The 17,104-nt window shown below is 56.7% G+C and carries 17 protein-coding genes; 7 read left to right on the forward strand and 10 right to left on the reverse strand.

Annotated elements, in window-relative coordinates; all coding sequences use genetic code 11:
• Positions 1-70 precede the first annotated feature (70 nt).
• The 4 genes from AC2D8O_RS07655 (at position 71) to lepB (ending at position 4,491) form a co-directional block, all read left to right on the forward strand.
• Positions 71-664, forward strand: coding sequence for an IMPACT family protein (locus AC2D8O_RS07655; RefSeq protein WP_484678207.1), 594 nt, complete (start codon positions 71-73; stop codon positions 662-664).
• Positions 652-2,406, forward strand: a complete 1,755-nt coding sequence (locus AC2D8O_RS07660) for a hypothetical protein (protein ID WP_484678208.1) — start codon at positions 652-654, stop codon at positions 2,404-2,406. Before AC2D8O_RS07655 ends, AC2D8O_RS07660 begins: the two co-directional genes overlap by 13 nt.
• 77 nt (positions 2,407-2,483) lie before the next feature.
• Positions 2,484-3,275, forward strand: a complete 792-nt coding sequence (locus AC2D8O_RS07665; protein WP_484678209.1) for a heavy-metal-associated domain-containing protein — start codon at positions 2,484-2,486, stop codon at positions 3,273-3,275.
• 73 nt (positions 3,276-3,348) lie between these two features.
• The gene (lepB, locus tag AC2D8O_RS07670; protein ID WP_484678210.1) at positions 3,349-4,491 is read left to right on the forward strand and encodes a signal peptidase I; all 1,143 of its coding nucleotides are present in this window, start codon (positions 3,349-3,351) and stop codon (positions 4,489-4,491) included.
• A 62-nt stretch (positions 4,492-4,553) separates the two neighbouring features.
• On the opposite strand, the gene udk is transcribed toward lepB, so the two are convergent.
• Genes udk through AC2D8O_RS07695 form a run of 5 tightly spaced genes read right to left on the reverse strand, consistent with a single transcriptional unit; the run spans position 4,554 to position 9,429 of the window.
• Entirely contained in the window at positions 4,554-5,183 is a 630-nt protein-coding gene (udk, locus tag AC2D8O_RS07675; protein ID WP_484678211.1) for a uridine kinase, read from the reverse strand.
• Entirely contained in the window at positions 5,180-5,782 is a 603-nt protein-coding gene (rdgB, locus tag AC2D8O_RS07680) for an RdgB/HAM1 family non-canonical purine NTP pyrophosphatase (RefSeq protein WP_484678212.1), read from the reverse strand. Before rdgB ends, udk begins: the two co-directional genes overlap by 4 nt.
• Complete coding sequence (locus AC2D8O_RS07685; protein ID WP_484678213.1) at positions 5,779-6,297, reverse strand: hypothetical protein; 519 nt, start codon at positions 6,295-6,297, stop codon at positions 5,779-5,781. Before AC2D8O_RS07685 ends, rdgB begins: the two co-directional genes overlap by 4 nt.
• Positions 6,294-7,544 carry an L-2-hydroxyglutarate oxidase gene (gene lhgO / locus AC2D8O_RS07690; protein ID WP_484678214.1) on the reverse strand — a complete coding sequence of 417 codons (1,251 nt, stop codon included), beginning with the start codon at positions 7,542-7,544 and terminating at the stop codon, positions 6,294-6,296. The genes AC2D8O_RS07685 and lhgO overlap by 4 nt, the downstream gene beginning before the upstream one ends.
• A gap of 22 nt (positions 7,545-7,566) precedes the next feature.
• Complete coding sequence (locus AC2D8O_RS07695; RefSeq protein WP_484678215.1) at positions 7,567-9,429, reverse strand: ABC transporter ATP-binding protein; 1,863 nt, start codon at positions 9,427-9,429, stop codon at positions 7,567-7,569.
• A 118-nt stretch (positions 9,430-9,547) separates the two neighbouring features.
• Between AC2D8O_RS07695 and rbfA the strand changes: the two genes are divergently transcribed.
• From rbfA to AC2D8O_RS07710, 3 genes are read left to right on the forward strand one after another with little or no spacing between them, the layout of a single operon-like run.
• Positions 9,548-9,937 (forward strand): 30S ribosome-binding factor RbfA, encoded by a 390-nt coding sequence (rbfA, locus tag AC2D8O_RS07700; protein ID WP_484678216.1) that lies wholly within the window; start codon positions 9,548-9,550, stop codon positions 9,935-9,937.
• A 3-nt stretch (positions 9,938-9,940) separates the two neighbouring features.
• A complete protein-coding gene (locus AC2D8O_RS07705) occupies positions 9,941-11,176 on the forward strand; it encodes an FtsX-like permease family protein (RefSeq protein WP_484678217.1) in 1,236 nt (411 codons plus the stop codon).
• A 4-nt stretch (positions 11,177-11,180) separates the two neighbouring features.
• A complete protein-coding gene (locus tag AC2D8O_RS07710) occupies positions 11,181-12,074 on the forward strand; it encodes a leucine-rich repeat domain-containing protein (RefSeq protein ID WP_484678218.1) in 894 nt (297 codons plus the stop codon).
• Here the strand turns inward: AC2D8O_RS07710 and AC2D8O_RS07715 are convergent.
• The 5 genes from AC2D8O_RS07715 to AC2D8O_RS07735 are packed head-to-tail and all read right to left on the reverse strand — an operon-like array spanning position 12,064 to position 17,079.
• Positions 12,064-13,638 (reverse strand): NAD(P)/FAD-dependent oxidoreductase, encoded by a 1,575-nt coding sequence (locus AC2D8O_RS07715; RefSeq protein WP_484678219.1) that lies wholly within the window; start codon positions 13,636-13,638, stop codon positions 12,064-12,066. The two genes, AC2D8O_RS07710 and AC2D8O_RS07715, sit on opposite strands and share 11 nt — an antisense overlap.
• A gap of 9 nt (positions 13,639-13,647) precedes the next feature.
• A complete protein-coding gene (locus tag AC2D8O_RS07720) occupies positions 13,648-14,142 on the reverse strand; it encodes a YajQ family cyclic di-GMP-binding protein (protein ID WP_484678220.1) in 495 nt (164 codons plus the stop codon).
• Positions 14,143-14,183: 41 nt separating this feature from the next.
• Positions 14,184-14,621 carry a peptidylprolyl isomerase gene (locus AC2D8O_RS07725; RefSeq protein ID WP_484678221.1) on the reverse strand — a complete coding sequence of 146 codons (438 nt, stop codon included), beginning with the start codon at positions 14,619-14,621 and terminating at the stop codon, positions 14,184-14,186.
• Between the two features lie 6 nt (positions 14,622-14,627).
• The gene (locus AC2D8O_RS07730; protein ID WP_484678222.1) at positions 14,628-15,632 is read right to left on the reverse strand and encodes a bifunctional phosphoglucose/phosphomannose isomerase; all 1,005 of its coding nucleotides are present in this window, start codon (positions 15,630-15,632) and stop codon (positions 14,628-14,630) included.
• A 16-nt stretch (positions 15,633-15,648) separates the two neighbouring features.
• A complete protein-coding gene (locus AC2D8O_RS07735; RefSeq protein ID WP_484678223.1) occupies positions 15,649-17,079 on the reverse strand; it encodes a UDP-N-acetylmuramate--L-alanine ligase in 1,431 nt (476 codons plus the stop codon).
• Positions 17,080-17,104: the final 25 nt, after the last annotated feature.

A 17,104-nucleotide genomic window follows, 5' to 3' on the forward strand; every position in this document is an offset into this window, starting at 1 on the left:
TCTGGTGCAGTACAACGGAAGAAGAGGCCCTTACGTTGTGTTAGAAGCAAATTTCCGTATTTCGTTGCAGATGACACAGGGCACGGCTGACCGAACGACCATCCGCAGAGCTACAGAGGCTGAGTTGCGGATACGTGGCAGCGTGTTCATCGCCTTTGCTTACCCCGTTGCCGACCGGCAGGAAGCCGAGGCGCATCTGGCAGCGCTGAAGCAACGCTACCCAGATGCGACCCATATCTGCTCGGCCTGGAAAATCAGGGGTGAAACGGCCGCCCGCGATGCTGGTGAGCCTGCGCACACCGCCGGGACGCCCATACTGCGCCAGATTCTTGCCTTGGGACTAGACAATGTGTTGGTGGCGGTCATCCGCTACTTCGGGGGTGTGAAACTGGGCAAGCCAGGACTGATAGAAGCCTATGGCGAGTCGGCGGCGGCGGCACTGGCCAAAGCCGAACCCCAGGTGATAGAGGCGCGCCGTGCGGCCCTGCTCACCTTTGACTACACCCATGAACGCTGGCTGGCGCACCTTTTGGCTGGCCTTGGGGCCGAGGTGCTGGACAAAACCTACACCATGAATGTGACCTACCGGGTTTCGGTGCCCGCGCGGCATTGGGAAGAGCTGGGGGCACAGTTGGCACAAAAAGCTACCCTATGGGAAGAATAATCCTGCTTTTGGCCTTGCTGCTGCCAAGTCAGTTCGCGTTGGGGCGGCAAAGTGCTCCGCTGCCGGAAGCTGCTGCCGGGGCGCACCAGCAGTTGGCGAAGGAGGTGCAGAGCCGACTGGGTGCTGAGGCGGCGCTTCGGTTGGAACATGTCGTTTTGAGCCCCGGAGGTATACACCTGATGTATACGATACTGGCAGAGGGGCGCCCTTTGTTGGGGTATCCGCTGAAACTGAACCTTACCCGCGAAGGGCGACGCATTTCATTGCGGGGGAGATGGCCGGCAGATGTGCCAAGTGGCTTCCCTGGGCTGCGTGCCCATCGCCTGCCAGATACAGGGCTGCAAATCGATGGCGCAGCAACTGAAGGCTGGTGGAGAAGCGAGGGCCAGTGGTGGCCTGTATTGCATATGCGGGTGTATGACGCTGCCGGACTGCTGCATCGCAGGGTATATGCCATTCTGGACAATCGCCTGTTGCAGGAAGACCTGCTGTCTTCCCAGCACAGACCTGACACAACTGGCAGGGGCCAGGTGTTTCTGCCCGATCCACTGACGACGGCACGCAAGGTCTATGGCGATGCCGGGCTCGTAGATGGCAATGACGCCGATACGCCACAGCTACAGGCACAGCGCGTTAGCCGGCAGCTGCGCAGTGTGCAGTGGGACAGCCTTCGGCAGGTGTACACACTGACAGGCCCTTACCTCAAGGTAGTGAACAGACTGGTGCCTGACTCGCTACCAGTAACCTCCGCCACGGCCGACTTCTCCTTTACGCGCAACCATGCGGGCTTTGAGCAGACCATGGTGTATTTCCATGTTGACAGCCTACAGCGGCTGGTGCAGGCCTTGGGCTTCACAGGCCTGACAACACAGGTGGAAGCCGATGCACAGGCTACAGGGCAGGACCAGTCGTCGTTCACGCCCGCAACTCCGCCCTATCTCCTGTTCGGGACTGGCGGTGTAGACGATGGCGAGGACGCTGATGTGATTGTGCATGAATATACCCATGCGCTGAGCTGGATGGCCGCCCCGGGTTCCAATGACGGACAGGAGCGCCGTGGGCTGGATGAAGGCATATGCGATTATCTGGCGGCCTCCTACAGCCAAGGCATCAGCCGTTTTGGGGCCGAACGCGTGTTCAACTGGGACGGCAACAATGTGTTCTGGCCGGGCCGGCCTGCGCGGGCATTTGCCACCTACGCCGAAGTGCAATCGCTGGGGATTTACTCAATTGGCTCGCTGTGGTGTGGGCTGATGATGGAGATCGAAGACCAGATAGGCCAACAGGCGGCGCTGAAGCTTCAAGTGCAGGAACTGTATCTGAATGGTGCCTTTCAGAGCCTTGTCGAAGCAGGAGAAAACCTGTTGCATGCCGACAGCCTTTTGTTTGCGGGACAGTATCAGCGGATTATCCGGCGGTCTTTGTGTCGCAGAGGGCTGCTTTCGTCGGGCGAATGTTCCCTGGCCGATACGTTGCTGAATGGCCCATCTAAGGTTTGGTACTGGCCCAACCCTGCTCAAAGTGTTCTGAATGTTTATGCTGAGGAAACGGCGACAGGCAATCAGAAGGCTGGACTTTCACTATACAGCCTGCGAGGTGAAGTGGTGCTGCGCGTACTGCTGAATCCGGGAATTACGGGTCTGCTGCTGCCACCTGGCGTAACTCCGGGTGTGTACATTCTGGAACTCCGTTTGCCTGATGGGCGCCGCCAGGCCGGACGGTTGATAGTGCAGCCTGACTAGCCTTGTGCTATCTTTTGATAGTGCACAGACCTGTATGTTTGTAGCATGCGGTCATGCCGCCTGATTTATTGCTAGCTTTGCCTATCTCACTTATGCAGAATACAGGGCGATTACCCAAGTTGGGCTTTGCCGGAATGCTTCTGGCGTTGGTATTGGCTGTGGCAGGTTGTTCAGACGACGCCATCAGTGCCAAGGCCTCTTTTGAGATAGGTGGCGTATGCGATCGCTGCCCATCGTCGCGTCTTACCGAGATACTCAAGCTGACCGACGGGGTTCAGGATGTGCAGTATGCGGAAGCAACTTCCCGCCTGACAGTATCATTCGACTCTGTTAAGGTGACCCGGAAATCCCTCATCGCAACCCTCAACGATGCCGGATACGATGTCGACGATAATGTGTCGCTTTCCCCAGGTTTGCTCGATGCCTGTTGCGTCGATCAGTCGGCACTGGAGGGTATGTTGAAAGGCGTTGATACAACCCAGTTGGACCCAGCTGCCAAAGACCGTCTTCTGGACTCTTTGAAGCGAGAGGTACTCAGGTCGCAGAACCCCGGCGTCGATGGTGGAGAGGATGGAATGGATGACGGCGACGCGGCCGCAGTAGAAGCAGATATACTGGCTGACGATTCCCAGAATCTCAATCGGACGCTTGAGAATGACATACTGGGTGGTGAGAATGCCGGAGGGATAGACGTGAATGCCGAGCTTGGCGCTATCCCGGATGATCCGACCACCGATCTTGGGGATGATGACGCAATAGCCCGCGACCTGGACAATAACTCCACACTTCCGGTGCAGACACCGCCGAAACCACAAAAGAAAGTTGAGCCGCGGTTCGTGCCCAAGAAGCCAAAAAATCCAAAGGAGTAACTACATCATACGATACGCACGTATGATGCGTTGCACGACGTAACAGGCCGTGCCTGACTTTTCACTTCATCGAATGAAACTGTTCTTCTGGCGGAAAAAAACCGACAAAACTGCCACAGAGGCCAAAGCAGCCAAAAAGCCTAAGAGCGCCTTGCGCGAATGGCTGGACGCCCTTGGTTTTGCTGCAGTCGCCGCCATTCTGATTCGTACTTTTCTGGTGGAAGCTTACATGATTCCCTCGGGGTCAATGGAGCGTTCGCTGATGGTTGGCGACTTCCTGTTTGTATCGAAGCTGCATTACGGCATTCGCCTGCCAATGACGCCGTTTGCACTGCCTTTTGTACATAACAAACTGCCGGGTACGCATGCGCCGTCCTACACCGAGTGGGTGCGGTTTCCCTACTATCGGCTGCCTGGTTTTACGGAGGTTGAGCGCGGAGACGTTTTCGTGTTCAACTATCCTGCCGACGATGCCCTGCCCAACGACCCCCAACTGGGTCCTGTCAACATTCCCTCGCTGAAGGAAAACTACATCAAGCGCTGTGTTGCCATTGCCGGAGATACACTGATGATTGACAGCGGGCGTGTTTATATCAATGGCAAGCTGATGGCCGACCCCCCAGAAATGCAGTTCCGCTATCGGGTGCAGACAAATGGGGAAGGCTTCAACCCAGTGCGGGTGGCAGCTTTTGGTTATCGTGATCCGCTGGGGCCAAACCCCAACTGGTACATGGAAGCCCCCAACATGTATTGCTTCGAGATGACTCGTGAGATGGCCGAAAATTTCAAAGCCAAGTTCACCAACATCCAGCGGATAGAGCCGATGATTGAGATTCGGCAGGCTTTCACGGCAGAGATTTACCCCAAGAACCCTGACGTGTTCAAGTGGAATCAGGACTACATGGGCCCCATCGTCATACCGGCCAAAGGCATGACCATTGAGCTGAATGAGAAAAATGTGGCCTTGTATCAGCGGTGTATAGTGGCATATGAGCGCCACAAGCTGGAAGGTAAACCGGGTGCCTATCTCATCGATGGTCAGCCGGCCACCACCTATACCTTTGAAATGAATTACTACTTCGGGATGGGTGACAACCGCCACAGCTCGCTGGACAGCCGCTTCTGGGGTTTTGTGCCCGAAGACCACATTGTAGGCAAACCGCTGTTTGTGTTTGTGAACTTTGCCGAAGGTCGTTTCTTCCGCAGTATTGACTGATGCTAGGAGATGGTAGAATAAAAAAGGGCCTTCAAGGCCCTTTTTTATTGGCTTTCAGCAGGCTACTTGCCAGTTCGTTCCTGAATGATACAGCGCAGGTGGTCCCGGATGACGTTGGCGGCGGTTTTCAGGTGGCGGTTGTTGTTGAGAATGAAGTCGCAGTCGCGCTTGTAGGGCTCGATATACTGGCGGTAGCTGGGAATGATGTAGCGCTCGTATTGTAACAGAACGGTATCGAGGTCCCATGTACGCTCGAGGATGTCGCGGCGAATGCGGCGCGATAGCTTCAGGTGCTCATCGGCATCTACAAACAGCTTCAGGTCATAGCTTTCGCGCAGCTCGCTGAGATAGAACGCGAAAATGCCTTCGATGACGATGACTGGTGTCGGATGATACGTAAGCTGGCGGACGGGGATGTCGGGATTGTTGAAGGTGTATTCCCGAATGCTTACCGATTCCCCATTGCGCAGGCGGTTCAGGTGATCCTGCAGCAGGTCCAGCATCATGGCGGAGGGGGCATCGTAGTTGACCATACCATACTCGTCCAGCACCTGATACTCCTGGTCCTTGTAGTAGTTGTCCATGGAGATGAGCGTCAGCTCTTTCTCTCCAAAGGCTTCGGTGAGGTGGTTCAGCAGGAAGGTTTTGCCGGAGGCACTGCCACCGGATATACCGACAAAGTAGGGTGTCATGCGGGGGGAGTCGCGGGATTCAGTAAGTGCTGTAGGAAAGCCTGCATGGCTTTGCCCCGGTGCGAAATTACGTTTTTAGCTTCCGGGCTGTACTCTGCCAGTGTTTGGGTATCGCCTGTGGGTATAAAAAGCGGGTCGTAGCCGAAACCAGCAGTGCCCGACAGGTGCTGGGCGATGCTGCCTTCGAGTGCGCCCTCGAAGAGCCATTCGCGGTGATGTGCATCTATGTAGGCAATGACACATCGGAACGCCGCTTTCCGGTTAGTCTGGCCATGGAGCTCGGTCAGCAGCTTCTGGTTGTTGGCGCTATGGTTGCCGTGTTCACCTGCGTAGCGGGCCGAGTAAATGCCGGGGGCTCCAGCCAGTGCCTCCACCTCAAGGCCGGAGTCGTCGGCAAAGCAGGGCAGGCCGGTCTGCTGGTGGTAATAGCGGGCTTTGGCCAGTGCATTGTCTTGAAAGGTAAGGCCGTCTTCGGGGGCGTCCTTAAGGCCAGGAAAGTCGAGCCCGATTTTCAGGACATACTGCCCTTGCAGCATCAGGCGCACTTCGTCGCCCTTATGGGCGTTGAATGTGCCGAAGAATAGCTCGGGCAGGCTCATAGACTGTTCTTGAAGGTCTTCATGTACTCCCAGGCCTGTCGCTTGATGGCGACATCGCGCTGCATATCTTCCAGTGCGGGCAACTGGTGCACGGGTATTGTGGGGGTGCCGGTGAGCAGGGCAGTGCCGAATACCAGCAGACAGCGTCCAGGTGCCGCGGCCAGCTGCTCGGCTGTAACAGGTGCCGCCACGGCACCTATGGATACCTCCGGCCCGGCCAGCCCCAGTGCCTGGGTAATCTTGTCCAGCAGGTCGCGGAGTTCGGTCAGCTGAAAGGCTGCCTGAGAGACAAGAACGGAGACCCGATTGCCTGTAGCGGGCTGGAAGAGGACGGGCATGGGGCGCTCTGGTACCTCAGTTTTAGCTGTAGGGGCTTCAATGGGCTGCGCTACTGGTGGACTCTGCGCCTCGGGCTGAGGCTCAGCAGTTTCCTGTACAGGCGTTTTGCCAACGCGGTACAGCGTCTTGCCATAGAGGAGGCGGATGTCTTCCGGGCGGAAAGCAAACTGGCTCATGACAGGTGAAAGTGTTGGGTGGCCATCTGCTGTATGTCCTGCCCAATGGCCAGGCAGGCTGTGGCTGCCGGACTGGGGGCGTTGAGTACGTGAATGGAACGGTCGGTGTGCTGGATGACGAAGTCGTCGAGCATGGCGCCGTCTTTGCCCAGTGCCATGGCACGCACGCCGCTGCGGCCCCGCATCAGGTCGGCAGGGGTTAGGCTTGGGATGAGCCGCTTTGCCAGCTTGAGGAACGCCTGTTTGCTGAAGGCCCGTACCTGCTCGCCGATTCCAAACTGCCAGTGCTTAGCGAACAGCCGCCAGGTGCCGATGTAGCCGAGCGCGTCAGAGGTGTCGCGCAGCGAGAAGTCGGTGCGGCCGTAGCCTTCGCGCTTGAAGGTGAACACTGCGCTGGGGCCACATTCCACGCCTCCATGCGGGTGGTTTTCGCATTCCACCATGCGGGTAAAGTGCACACCCAGAAACGGAAAAGCCGGGTTGGGCACGGGATAAATGAGGTTGCGGACTTTGTGACGGCCGGCAGGAGTGAGATCCCAATAGTCGCCACGGAAGCCTACGATGCGGGCAGGAGGCGTAACGCCCTCCAGGCGCGCCAGCCGATCGCTCTGGAGCCCCCCGCAGGATACCAGATACCGGGCACGCCAGGTATTGCCCTGCCGGGTTGCCAGTTGGTAGGTGCCGTTCTGGTCTTTGATGCCGGTAATTTCCTGGCCAAAGACAACGCGGTTGCCGGCGTTGACCCGGGGCAGCTGCTCGGCCAGCCGCTTGCATACACCGGGGAAGTCCACAATGCCGGTGTAGGGCACGAAAATACCGCTCTCCCCAGCGCAGAAAGGCTCAATCTCCCGTATTTCCTTGCCGTCAATCCTGCGGATGTCTTTCAGGCCGTTTTCCAGACCGGTCTGGAAGATCTTGTCCAGACGAGGCAGTTCTTCTTCTTCGGTGGCTACAACCACTTTGCCACATACGTCGTGTGCTACATCGTACTCGCGGCAGAACGCCACCAGCATTTCGCGGCCCGTCACGCAGTTGCGGGCACGGGCGCTGCCAGGGCGGTAATAGAGGCCGCTGTGGATGACGCCAGAGTTATGGCCTGTCTGGTGTTGTGATACGCCGTTCTCTTTTTCAAGCACCAGAATACGGGCACTGGGATACGCCTTGGCCAGTTGCCAGGCTGCGGACAGCCCTACAGCTCCGGCGCCTATGACGGCGATATCGTAGATGGGGTTGCTTGGTTCGGTCATGACTGAAACAAAGCCGGAAGGGTCAGTTGATATCGGTGTTGAGGTCCTGCTGAAACTGTAGTTCATACAGGCGGCGGTAAACGCCCTGTTGGGCTACCAGCTCGGTGTGCGTGCCCATTTCCACAATCTGGCCGTCTTTCATGACGGCGATGCGGTTGGCGTGCTGTACGGTGCTGAGGCGGTGTGCAATGACGATGACCGTGCGGCCTTCCATCAGGCGGTCGAGGGCCTGCTGCACCAGCCGCTCGCTTTCGTTGTCGAGTGCCGAGGTTGCTTCGTCCAGGATCAGAATGGGAGGGTTGCGCAGGACGGCCCGTGCAATGGAGAGCCGCTGGCGCTGACCGCCCGACAGGGCCAGACCCCGTTCGCCGATGAGGGTGTCGTAGCCATTGGGCAGCTGCTGGATGAATTCGTGGGCATTGGCGATTTCGGCTGCCCGGCGAATCTCCTCGTCACTGTAACCAGTGGCTCCGTAGGCGATATTGTTGCGGATGGTGTCGTTGAAGAGGATGCCCTCCTGCGCTACAATCCCCATCAGGTGGCGAATGGCAGTGCCGTCGAAGGCTTTCAAGCTTTGGCCATCCAGCAGTATCTCGCCCTGCATGGGGTCGTAGAAGCGGCAGATGAGGTCCACCAGGGTAGACTTGCCACTGCCCGATGAGCCAACCAGCGCCACGGTTTCGCCCTTGCGGATGTCCAGCGAAACGTTGTTGAGAATCAGACGGTCTGTGTCGTATTGGAAAGACACATTGCGGACGCTGATGCCCTGTGCAAAAATCGGTGCTGGGCGGCCGAGTTCCTGTTCGGTTGGCAGTGTGGGTTCGTGCAGCAGGCCTTCGATACGGGCATAGCTGACACGGGCCTTGGATACACGTGAGACTGCGCTGGCAAAGGTCTTGATGGGCATCAGGAACTGGGAGAACACCAGGATGAAGCCAATAAACTCGCTGGCCTTCACCTCGCCCGAGCCATTGAGAATCATGTTGCCCCCGTACAGAATAATACCCAGCGCAACGAATACCCCCAGCACTTCGGTGAGCGGCGAGGCCATGTCGTTGATGTATCGGCCGCGGATATACGTCTGGGTATACTCGTTGTTCTTGTCTTTGTACTTGCCGCGCACGTAGTTTTCGGCGGAGAAGGCTTTCACCACACGTACGCCACCAGTAAACTCGTCGAGCATGGACATCAGGCTGTCCAGTTGGGTCTGGTAGGTGCTGACCGATTTCTTGAGCGAGCTGCCGATTTTAGCGATGATGAGGCCGGAAAGCGGCAGGACAATCAGGATGAAGAGGGTGAGTTTCCAGCTGATGGCCAGCATGGTAAGGAGGTATGCCAGCATCATGAGGGGGTCGGACAGAATGCTGTTGATGGCCCCGGTGACGGCCTCCTGAATGTTCTGGAGGTCGCTTGTCATGATGTTGACGAGATGCCCGCGGCGTTTGCGGGTGTAGTAGCCAAGCGAGAGGCGCGTCAGCTTGTCGAAGCAGGTCTGCCGCAGGTTGCGTACCAGCCTGACTTCCAGTGGCGTGATGGTAATGAGGCTGAGGTAGCGGAAGGCGTTCTTGAGAACGATGGCAACTGCCACAAAGCCGCAGAAGCCCAGCAGCACGGTCTGTTTGCCATGCCGGGCCATAAGCTCCCAAAGGGCATGATAGCCTGCCTGCTTCACCGGGCCCAGATTCAGGCTTGCCAGGCTGGCGAGAATATCTACAGAGCCGGGATTGGCTGGAGCGGTTTCGGCAAAAAGAATCTCCAGAAACGGGATGACCAATGCCAGCGAAGCTGCCGAGAACAGATTGAACAGCACCAGAAACAGGATGCCGAGGGGAAGCCTGGGGGCAAATGGCCGGCCGTATTGGAGCAGACGAAGGAAAAAGCGCATGCAAAAGCGGGCGGAAAGCCCGCACAAAGTTAAGGATTGGTGCCAGCCGGGGCGGTAATCGGCGTATTTTTGGAACTGGAAATGCGTTGTATTTCCAACAAGTTACCACTAGGGAGCGATGGATTTTCTGCCAAATGAATCGACACGGCAACGGAAGTTTGCCAAGGAAATACAGCGGGAACTGAGCCAACTGCTGCAACGGGAAATCGAACCGGTGACAGGGGCTATGATTACCCTGAGCACAGTGCGGGTAACGCCCGATCTGCAGACAGTGCGGGTGTACATCACCTGTTTCCCTGACAACAAGCTGCAACTGGTGCTGAAGCTGCTGGAAGAAGAGAACAAGAAGGTGCGCACCCTGCTGGCGGCGCGTATCCGCAATGTGGTGAAAGTGATGCCGACGCTACAGTTTTTCGAAGATGACACGCTGAAGAACGCCCAGCGCCTAGACCAGCTGTTCCAGGAAATAGGCAAGTCAAAACCTGACACGGAAGAAGACGAAGCCTGATTTATGCGGCTGCCCGTATTTCTTGCCTGGCGCTATCTGTTTTCGCGCAAGTTGCCCACGGCGGTCAATATCCTCACGTCCATCTCTATCGTAGGCATTACACTTGGCACGGCGGCACTGCTGTTGGTGCTTTCGGTGTTCAATGGCTTTGAGGGGGTGCTAAAGAACGTCTTTCACGACTTTGACCCCGCACTGCGTGTAGTGCCGGCCTCGGGCAAATACTTCACGCATTCCGATTCGCTGATGCAGGCCTTGCGAGGGCAGCCGGGGGTAAGGCTGGTATGCCGTGCACTGGAAGGACGTGCTGTATTGGGATACGCTGGCAGGCAGAGCATCGTGCAGCTAAAAGGCGTGGATGCCGATTACGACACACTGACCCGAATCAAACACCGGCTGGTAGATGGGCATTTCAAGCTGAAGGGCAAGCAAGGCGAGGAGCAGGTAGTGGTTGGGGCTGGGGTTGCCATTGCCGCGGGTGTCAATCTGTTCGACGACTTTGAGCCCGTGCGGCTGTTTACCGTAACGGACGACGCCAACCTGCTGACAGCGCCTGATCAAGCGGTTTCGTCGCTTAGTGCATTCCCCGTTGCAGTGTTTGCCGTGCAGCGCGAGTATGACGAACGGTACGTGATTGGCAGTCTGTCGCTCGCCCAAACACTGTTCAAAGAACCCGAGCGCATTTCGGCCTACGAGCTGGCGCTGGACGACGAATCAGAACTGGAAGCGGTGAAGGCTCGGCTGGAACGGCAGCTTGGCTCATCTTTTCAGGTGCAGGCCTGGTACGACCAGCACGAAACGATGTACCGGATTCTGAAGAATGAGAAACTTGCGGGCTATCTGGTACTTACGCTGATGCTGGTGCTGTCGGCGTGTACAATCGTGGGCTCTCTGACGATGATTGCCATCGAGAAGCGTCCTGACCTGGCCGTAATGCAGGCGATGGGGACGCAGGAGGCTACTTTGCGCAACCTGTTTTGGGCGCAGGGGCTGTTGATTGGCCTGATTGCCGCTGTGCTGGGGCTGGGGTTGGGGTGGGGCATCGCGCTACTACAACAGCAGACCGGTTTCCTGCAGATACAGGGCGGCGAGAGCTTCCTGGTGCAGGCATTCCCTATGGAGCCGACACTGGAAGACTCCGCGCTACTGCTGCTCACGGTGCTGACGCTGGCCTGGCTATCGAGCCTGTACCCAGCATGGCAGGTAAGCCGGCAAACCATCGTGGAGGCACTCAAAGCCTGAGGCAATGATGCACCCCCTTGCGCAGTTGTTGGGGAATCTGCCACCGGAAGAGGTGCAGGAACTGGATATCTCGGCTGACACCTGCCGGGACAAACTGGGCTGGGAGCGGCTACCCGACTTATCAGAACTGGCGGCTTGCCGCCAACTGCGGAAACTGACTGTTTCTGGCTGGCAGCTGGAGTCATTGGCGGTGCTAGCGTCGCTCCCAAGCCTCGAAACGTTGGACGTCAGCGACAACGAACTGGAAACGCTGGAAGGGCTGGTGCGTTTTCCTTCGCTACGCGCGCTTTACGCAAGCAACAATCTACTGAGATCGCTGGCTGGGATACAGGAAGTGCCGTTGCTGCATACGCTGTATGCTGACCGCAACGAACTGCGGGATGTCAGCGCCCTGACCAGCTGTCCCGAACTAACCCACCTGCATCTTTCCAACAACCCTGGATTGAGAACGCTGGCTCCTCTGCTGAAGCTGCCGAAGCTGGTGTTCCTGAATATGACCCGCATGGCGCTGCCTGACATTGGGTTTATGACAGGGCTGGTACAGCTGGAAGAACTTCATCTGAGTGCTGCGCCGGGCCTGTCGCTGATGCCACTGGGGCAACTGCGGCTGCGTGTTCTTGGTATTGGCTGTCAGGGACTTGTGGTATTGGAGTTGCCCCAGATGCGGTCTTTGGAAGTGCTGGTTTTGCGGAATGCAGCGATGGTTGACGCATTGCCCGACCTGTCAGACTGTATACAACTGACCGAACTGCGGCTGGACGGAGCCGGTATCCGGCAGATTGAAGCGAAGCACCTTCCCACTTCACTTAGACGGCTGAGCATAAAGGGCACTCCGGCTGCACTGACGCAGGCCGAGTGGGCACAGGCGCTGCCTGCGAGTGTTGAAATTACAAGCTGACGCCCAGGGAGATTGCTGCCATTTCCGCGCAGCGTTCGCCGTCCATGGCAGCGGAGACAATGCCGCCTGCATAGCCGGCTCCTTCAGCACAAGGGAAGAGGCCTTTAACCTGAGGGTGTTGCAGTGTATTGCGGTCGCGGGGGATGCGCACCGGAGAGGAAGTGCGCGATTCAGGTGCTACCAGTACGGCTTCCTCGGTTACATAGCCTTTCATTTTCCGCCCAAACTGTCGGAGGCCATCGGCCAGCGCATTGGCCAGTGGTTCAGGCAATACCTCGCGGAGGTTGGCAGAGGTAAGGCCTGGGTGGTAGGAACAATCGGGGAGGGTAGTGGAAACCCTGCCAGAAAGGAAATCGGTGAGCCGCTGTGCTGGTGCTTTCAGATTGCCCCCGCCAACGTGGTAGGCCTTCTGCTCCACCGCCTGCTGAAACGCCAGGCCAGCCAAAGGCCCCAGGTGCTGAAAGGTCGCAAAGTCGGCAGCTTCCACCGAAACTACCATGCCACTGTTGGCAAAGGGGTTGTTGCGCTTGCTGGGGCTCCATCCGTTTACGACAATCTCGCCTGGTGCAGTGGCGGCGGGGGCAATAATGCCGCCTGGGCACATGCAGAAACTGAAGACGCCTCTGCCGGTGGCCTGCGTGGTTAGGCTGTAGCTGGCAGCTGGTAGCCATTCACCACGGCCTTCCCTGCGGCTACAGTGATATTGAATGGAGTCTATGAGTGCCTGCGGATGCTCGGCCCGCACGCCCAGTGCAAAGGGCTTGGCCTCGAGCAGAATGTTTTTTCTATGCAGCAGTTCGAAGATATCGCGGGCCGAGTGGCCAGTAGCGAGTATTACGGAGGTGGCGTCAAGACGTGTACCGTCGGCCAGTTGCACACCAGTGCTCTGGTCGCCATCCACCAGAAAGTCAGTTACGCGGGTGTTGAAGTGCACTTCGCCGCCATGCTGTCGGATCGTTTCTGTCATGGCCTGCACGATGCCCGGCAGGCGGTTTGTGCCTATATGTGGGTGCGCATCCACCAGAATGGAGCTGTCGGCACCGTGTGCAGTGAACAGGCTGAGGATTCGGAAAATGTCGCCACGCTTTGTGCTGCGGGTATACAGCTTTCCGTCGCTGTAGGTGCCAGCACCCCCCTCGCCGAAGCAATAGTTGGAGTCGGGGTTAACGACGCCGTCTCGGTTGAGGATGGCGAGGTCGCGGCGTCTGGCGCGGACATCCTTCCCGCGTTCCAGTACAATGGGCTTCAGGCCAAGCTCCAACAGACGCAAGGCTGCAAACAACCCTGCCGGGCCTGCACCTACAATGATGACGGGTTGGGCAGCTGAAACCTCTTTGAAGGCGAATGCATAAGTGCGTTCCGCCTTGGGTGCCTCATCTACCCACACGACAGCGGTGAGGCGATACTTAATGTCGCGGCCCCGGGCGTCCAAACTGCGCCGCAAAACCTGTAATCCAGTTATTCGGTTGGGGTCTATCCCCAGTTCGCGTGCAGCGGACAGAAGGACAAGGTCATCCCTATGAACCTCCTCGGGTGGAAGTTCCAGCGACAGTTCGGAACGCATGGCCGTGCCTTACTTGAAGTTTTGGAACTGCAGTGGCAGGCCAAACTTCCCCTGTTCCGCTTTCACAGCAGCGATAACAGCCTGGAGGTCGTCAATCTTCTTGGCCGAGACGCGGATCTGGTCGTCCATGATGGCGGGTTCCACCTTCATCTTCAGGCCTTTGATATGCGACACAATCTTGCGGGCCGTGTCTTTGTCAATGCCTTCCTTGATCTTCAGATCCTTCTTGACCATGTTGCCAGAGGCATACTGGTCTTTGGTCGCATCGATACAGGCAGGGTCGATGTTCTGCTTCATGAGGCGTGTAATGAGCACATCTACGATGGCCTTTACCCGCATCTCGTTTTCTGTGAGGACGTGGATGGAAAGCTCCTTTTTGTTCAGCTCGATTTCCGACTTGCTGTCATTGAAATCGTAGCGGTTCAGGATTTCTTTCCGGGCGTTGTTGACGGCGTTGTCCAGCGCCTGATGGTCAACCTTGGAAACGATGTCGAAAGAGGGCATGGTTTGGGGTGTCAGTTAAACGCCAACAAACGGGCAAAGCCTTAGGATTCCTGAATGGTAACCTTCAGAATTTTGTCACCCTGGCGGATTTTGTCAATTACCTCTACGCCTTCTACTACCTTGCCGAAGCAGGTGTGGTTGCGGTCAAGGTGGGCTGTGTTCTGGCGGCTGTGACAGATGAAGAACTGCGAGCCACCTGTGTCGCGGCCAGCATGTGCCATGGAAAGCACGCCACGGTCATGGTACTGGTTGCCGCCGTTCAGTTCGCACTTGATGCGGTAACCTGGGCCGCCACGGCCGGTGCCTTCGGGACAGCCACCCTGAATGACGAAGTTGTCGATAACGCGATGGAATGTCAGGCCATCGTAAAAGCCTTTGCGGGAAAGGTCAACGAAGTTCTGTACGGTATTGGGGGCGTCCGCTTCGTAGAAATGCACGGTCATCGTGCCTTTTTCGGTTTCAATCAGTGCGCTCAGCATGGTATGTTAACGGGGTTTGGCCGCAAGTTCGTTTTTCAGATAGTCAATAACCTGCACGGGCATGGCATCTACGCCATTGAATTCAGCGAGGTAGAGTGACAACCAGTCGGCAAAAGTGATGTGGTAGAAAAGCTGCGCCAGCAGTGACTCGCCTTTCGGGTAGATCTCCACCATCTCGGCTGCCTTGTTGGCGATGATGGTTTTGTTGATTTCGAAACGCAGCGCCACTCGGGGGTGTTCGTAGCTGGAGCGGAGGATCACAACGCATGAGCGCTCCAGCAGGAATTCAGGCTTCACCCAGCCTACCAGTTCGTTGTGGTTCATTTCAGGAACCACGTGGTGCCAGCACAGTTGCTTGGCATTTTCATTGATTTGTTGCCGCAGACGAATAGCAACAGATTCAATTGTATCGGAACAGTAAATGATGCCAGCGTGGTTGTGCAGTTTTTTGGCTGCGGTTTCCGCCAGGCCGAAGTCAGAAAACTCAGATATGACCTCAATGGCTTCCTGAATGTCTTTCTGGAAGTCCCAGTTTCTAATGAGACCTGCCTTTGCCAGAATGAGTATCTGGATGATTATGGAGTAGCCAACTGAGGCCCGTGGTGGATTGCCAGCGGGAATGGCCAGATACTTGAATCCATTGGCCTGCGCCCACTCAATCAGTTTACCCCCCGAGGCAATGGATACTACCTCTGCGCCCCGTTTGCGGGCATCTTCGGCAGAATCGAGTGTCTCTTCTGTGTTCCCTGAATAGCTACAGGCAATAACCAGCGTATTGGGGCCAACCCATTCGGGTACCCGATAGCCGCGTGAAATAGAGAAAGGCACAGGAAGAATGGAGCCGATTACGTTTTTGACGATTTCTGCTCCAAATGCGCTACCACCAAGGCCTACTACCAATACATTCTGGTAAGGTGTGGGCCTTTCGATAGAGGGAAGGTTGTTGCCAATCTCAAGACCTTGGGTCAGTTGGTAGCGAAACCCTTCTATCAATTCTTTCATCGTGTGCATGTGAGAGCGCGAAGGGTTAGGCTTTGTTTGTTACGAGTTGTGAGTATTCCAGATTGTCCATGTTTCCGCTGGACATGAGGAGAATGACGTTGCGATGATTGGGCTTCAAACGGGCAGTTATTTCCCGGATGAGGTCCTCGCGGCTGTGCGCTACGATAATGGCAGGGTCGGCAAAAGCAGCACGGATATCGTCTTGGGTAATCTGCCCCATGCCTTTGCGCGCCAATGCCTCGCTACTGACCATCACAATCTTATTTTCCTGCTTCTTCAGCGTGCCTTTGTACTGGCTGATGAAGTCGGGATTGAGGCTGCTGAAGGTGTGCAGCTCCAGGCAATGGATGATGTTGTCGCCCTTGTAGCGTTCATCAACAGCCTGCACGGTGGCTTTTACCTTGCTGGGGCTGTGCGCGAAATCGCGGATGATGGTCAGGTGATCGTCCTCAAACACCTGTTCAAGCCGTAGATGGGCACCTGCAAAAGTGGCTATCTGTTGCAGAAACTCTTCTGTGGTGACCGCCAGAAAGCGCGTGCAGATTTCGTGGGCTGCGGCGATGTTGGCCATGTTGTGTGCCCCATATACCTGAACCTCCCCCGTCTGGCCTTCCAGTTTTATCACCATAGGACCGTCGCCTGTTCGTTTGCGAGGTAGTCCCAGCCTTGCTTTCAGCTTGGCTTGGCGCGTGGTTGGCTTTACGTGGTACGACGGTGTGCGATAGCCGTAACGGTAGTGCAGTTCTTCGTCTGTGTACCGGGTGACAATATCGGCAACGCGCTCGTCTTCCGTATTGAACACAATGCCTCCGGCTTTAGGCAAGGCCTTCACCAACTGCTCAAAGCAGGCCACATATTCAGACTCGGTAGGGAAGACGTTGACGTGATCCCAGGCAATACCTGACATGACAACGATATGCGGCTGGTAAATCAGAAACTTGGGCCGCAGATCCAGTGGAGAAGTGGCGTATTCGTCGCCTTCGATTACGATGATAGGCGCTGTTTTTGACAGCCTGACCATGTAGGGGAAACCTTCCAACTGGGCCCCCACGAGGTAGTCGAAGTCATGGCCAAGCCCCTTCAGCACGTGCAGAATCATGCTGGTAATGGTGGTCTTGCCGTGACTGCCCGAGATGACAATCCGCTGTTTGTTGCGGGAATGCTCGTACACGAACTCGGGAAAGGAGTAAACCTTCAGCCCCAGTTCCTGTGCGCGCTTCAGTTCGGGATTGTCCTGTTTGGCGTGCATGCCAAGGATTACGGCGTCCAGGCCGGCATGAAGGCGGTCAGGAAACCAGCCCATAGCCTGGGGCAGCAGCCCGGCCTTTTCAAGCCTGCTGCGCGAGGGTTCGTGAATGGCGTCGTCAGAACCCGTGACTTCATTTCCCTCGGCGGCCAGCGACAACGCCAGGTTGTGCATGACACTGCCGCCAATTGCAATGAAGTGAACTTTCATATAGAGTGAACAGAAAGCTGGAAAG

The sequence above is a fragment of the Pontibacter sp. T17 genome (assembly GCF_057219875.1).

What these genes read in the sequence shown, in the direction of transcription:
- AC2D8O_RS07705 (WP_484678217.1), top strand. Translation starts at nt 9,941, where the DNA reads ATGCGGCTGCCCGTATTTCTTGCCTGGCGCTATCTGTTTTCGCGCAAG.
- AC2D8O_RS07660 (WP_484678208.1), top strand. Translation starts at nt 652, where the DNA reads ATGGGAAGAATAATCCTGCTTTTGGCCTTGCTGCTGCCAAGTCAGTTC.
- AC2D8O_RS07685 (WP_484678213.1), bottom strand. Translation starts at nt 6,297, where the DNA reads ATGAGCCAGTTTGCTTTCCGCCCGGAAGACATCCGCCTCCTCTATGGC.
- lhgO (WP_484678214.1), bottom strand. Translation starts at nt 7,544, where the DNA reads ATGACCGAACCAAGCAACCCCATCTACGATATCGCCGTCATAGGCGCC.
- AC2D8O_RS07735 (WP_484678223.1), bottom strand. Translation starts at nt 17,079, where the DNA reads ATGAAAGTTCACTTCATTGCAATTGGCGGCAGTGTCATGCACAACCTG.
- AC2D8O_RS07695 (WP_484678215.1), bottom strand. Translation starts at nt 9,429, where the DNA reads ATGCGCTTTTTCCTTCGTCTGCTCCAATACGGCCGGCCATTTGCCCCC.
- udk (WP_484678211.1), bottom strand. Translation starts at nt 5,183, where the DNA reads ATGACACCCTACTTTGTCGGTATATCCGGTGGCAGTGCCTCCGGCAAA.
- rbfA (WP_484678216.1), top strand. Translation starts at nt 9,548, where the DNA reads ATGGATTTTCTGCCAAATGAATCGACACGGCAACGGAAGTTTGCCAAG.
- rdgB (WP_484678212.1), bottom strand. Translation starts at nt 5,782, where the DNA reads ATGAGCCTGCCCGAGCTATTCTTCGGCACATTCAACGCCCATAAGGGC.
- AC2D8O_RS07730 (WP_484678222.1), bottom strand. Translation starts at nt 15,632, where the DNA reads ATGCACACGATGAAAGAATTGATAGAAGGGTTTCGCTACCAACTGACC.
- AC2D8O_RS07715 (WP_484678219.1), bottom strand. Translation starts at nt 13,638, where the DNA reads ATGCGTTCCGAACTGTCGCTGGAACTTCCACCCGAGGAGGTTCATAGG.
- AC2D8O_RS07725 (WP_484678221.1), bottom strand. Translation starts at nt 14,621, where the DNA reads ATGCTGAGCGCACTGATTGAAACCGAAAAAGGCACGATGACCGTGCAT.
- AC2D8O_RS07655 (WP_484678207.1), top strand. Translation starts at nt 71, where the DNA reads ATGACACAGGGCACGGCTGACCGAACGACCATCCGCAGAGCTACAGAG.
- lepB (WP_484678210.1), top strand. Translation starts at nt 3,349, where the DNA reads ATGAAACTGTTCTTCTGGCGGAAAAAAACCGACAAAACTGCCACAGAG.
- AC2D8O_RS07720 (WP_484678220.1), bottom strand. Translation starts at nt 14,142, where the DNA reads ATGCCCTCTTTCGACATCGTTTCCAAGGTTGACCATCAGGCGCTGGAC.
- AC2D8O_RS07710 (WP_484678218.1), top strand. Translation starts at nt 11,181, where the DNA reads ATGATGCACCCCCTTGCGCAGTTGTTGGGGAATCTGCCACCGGAAGAG.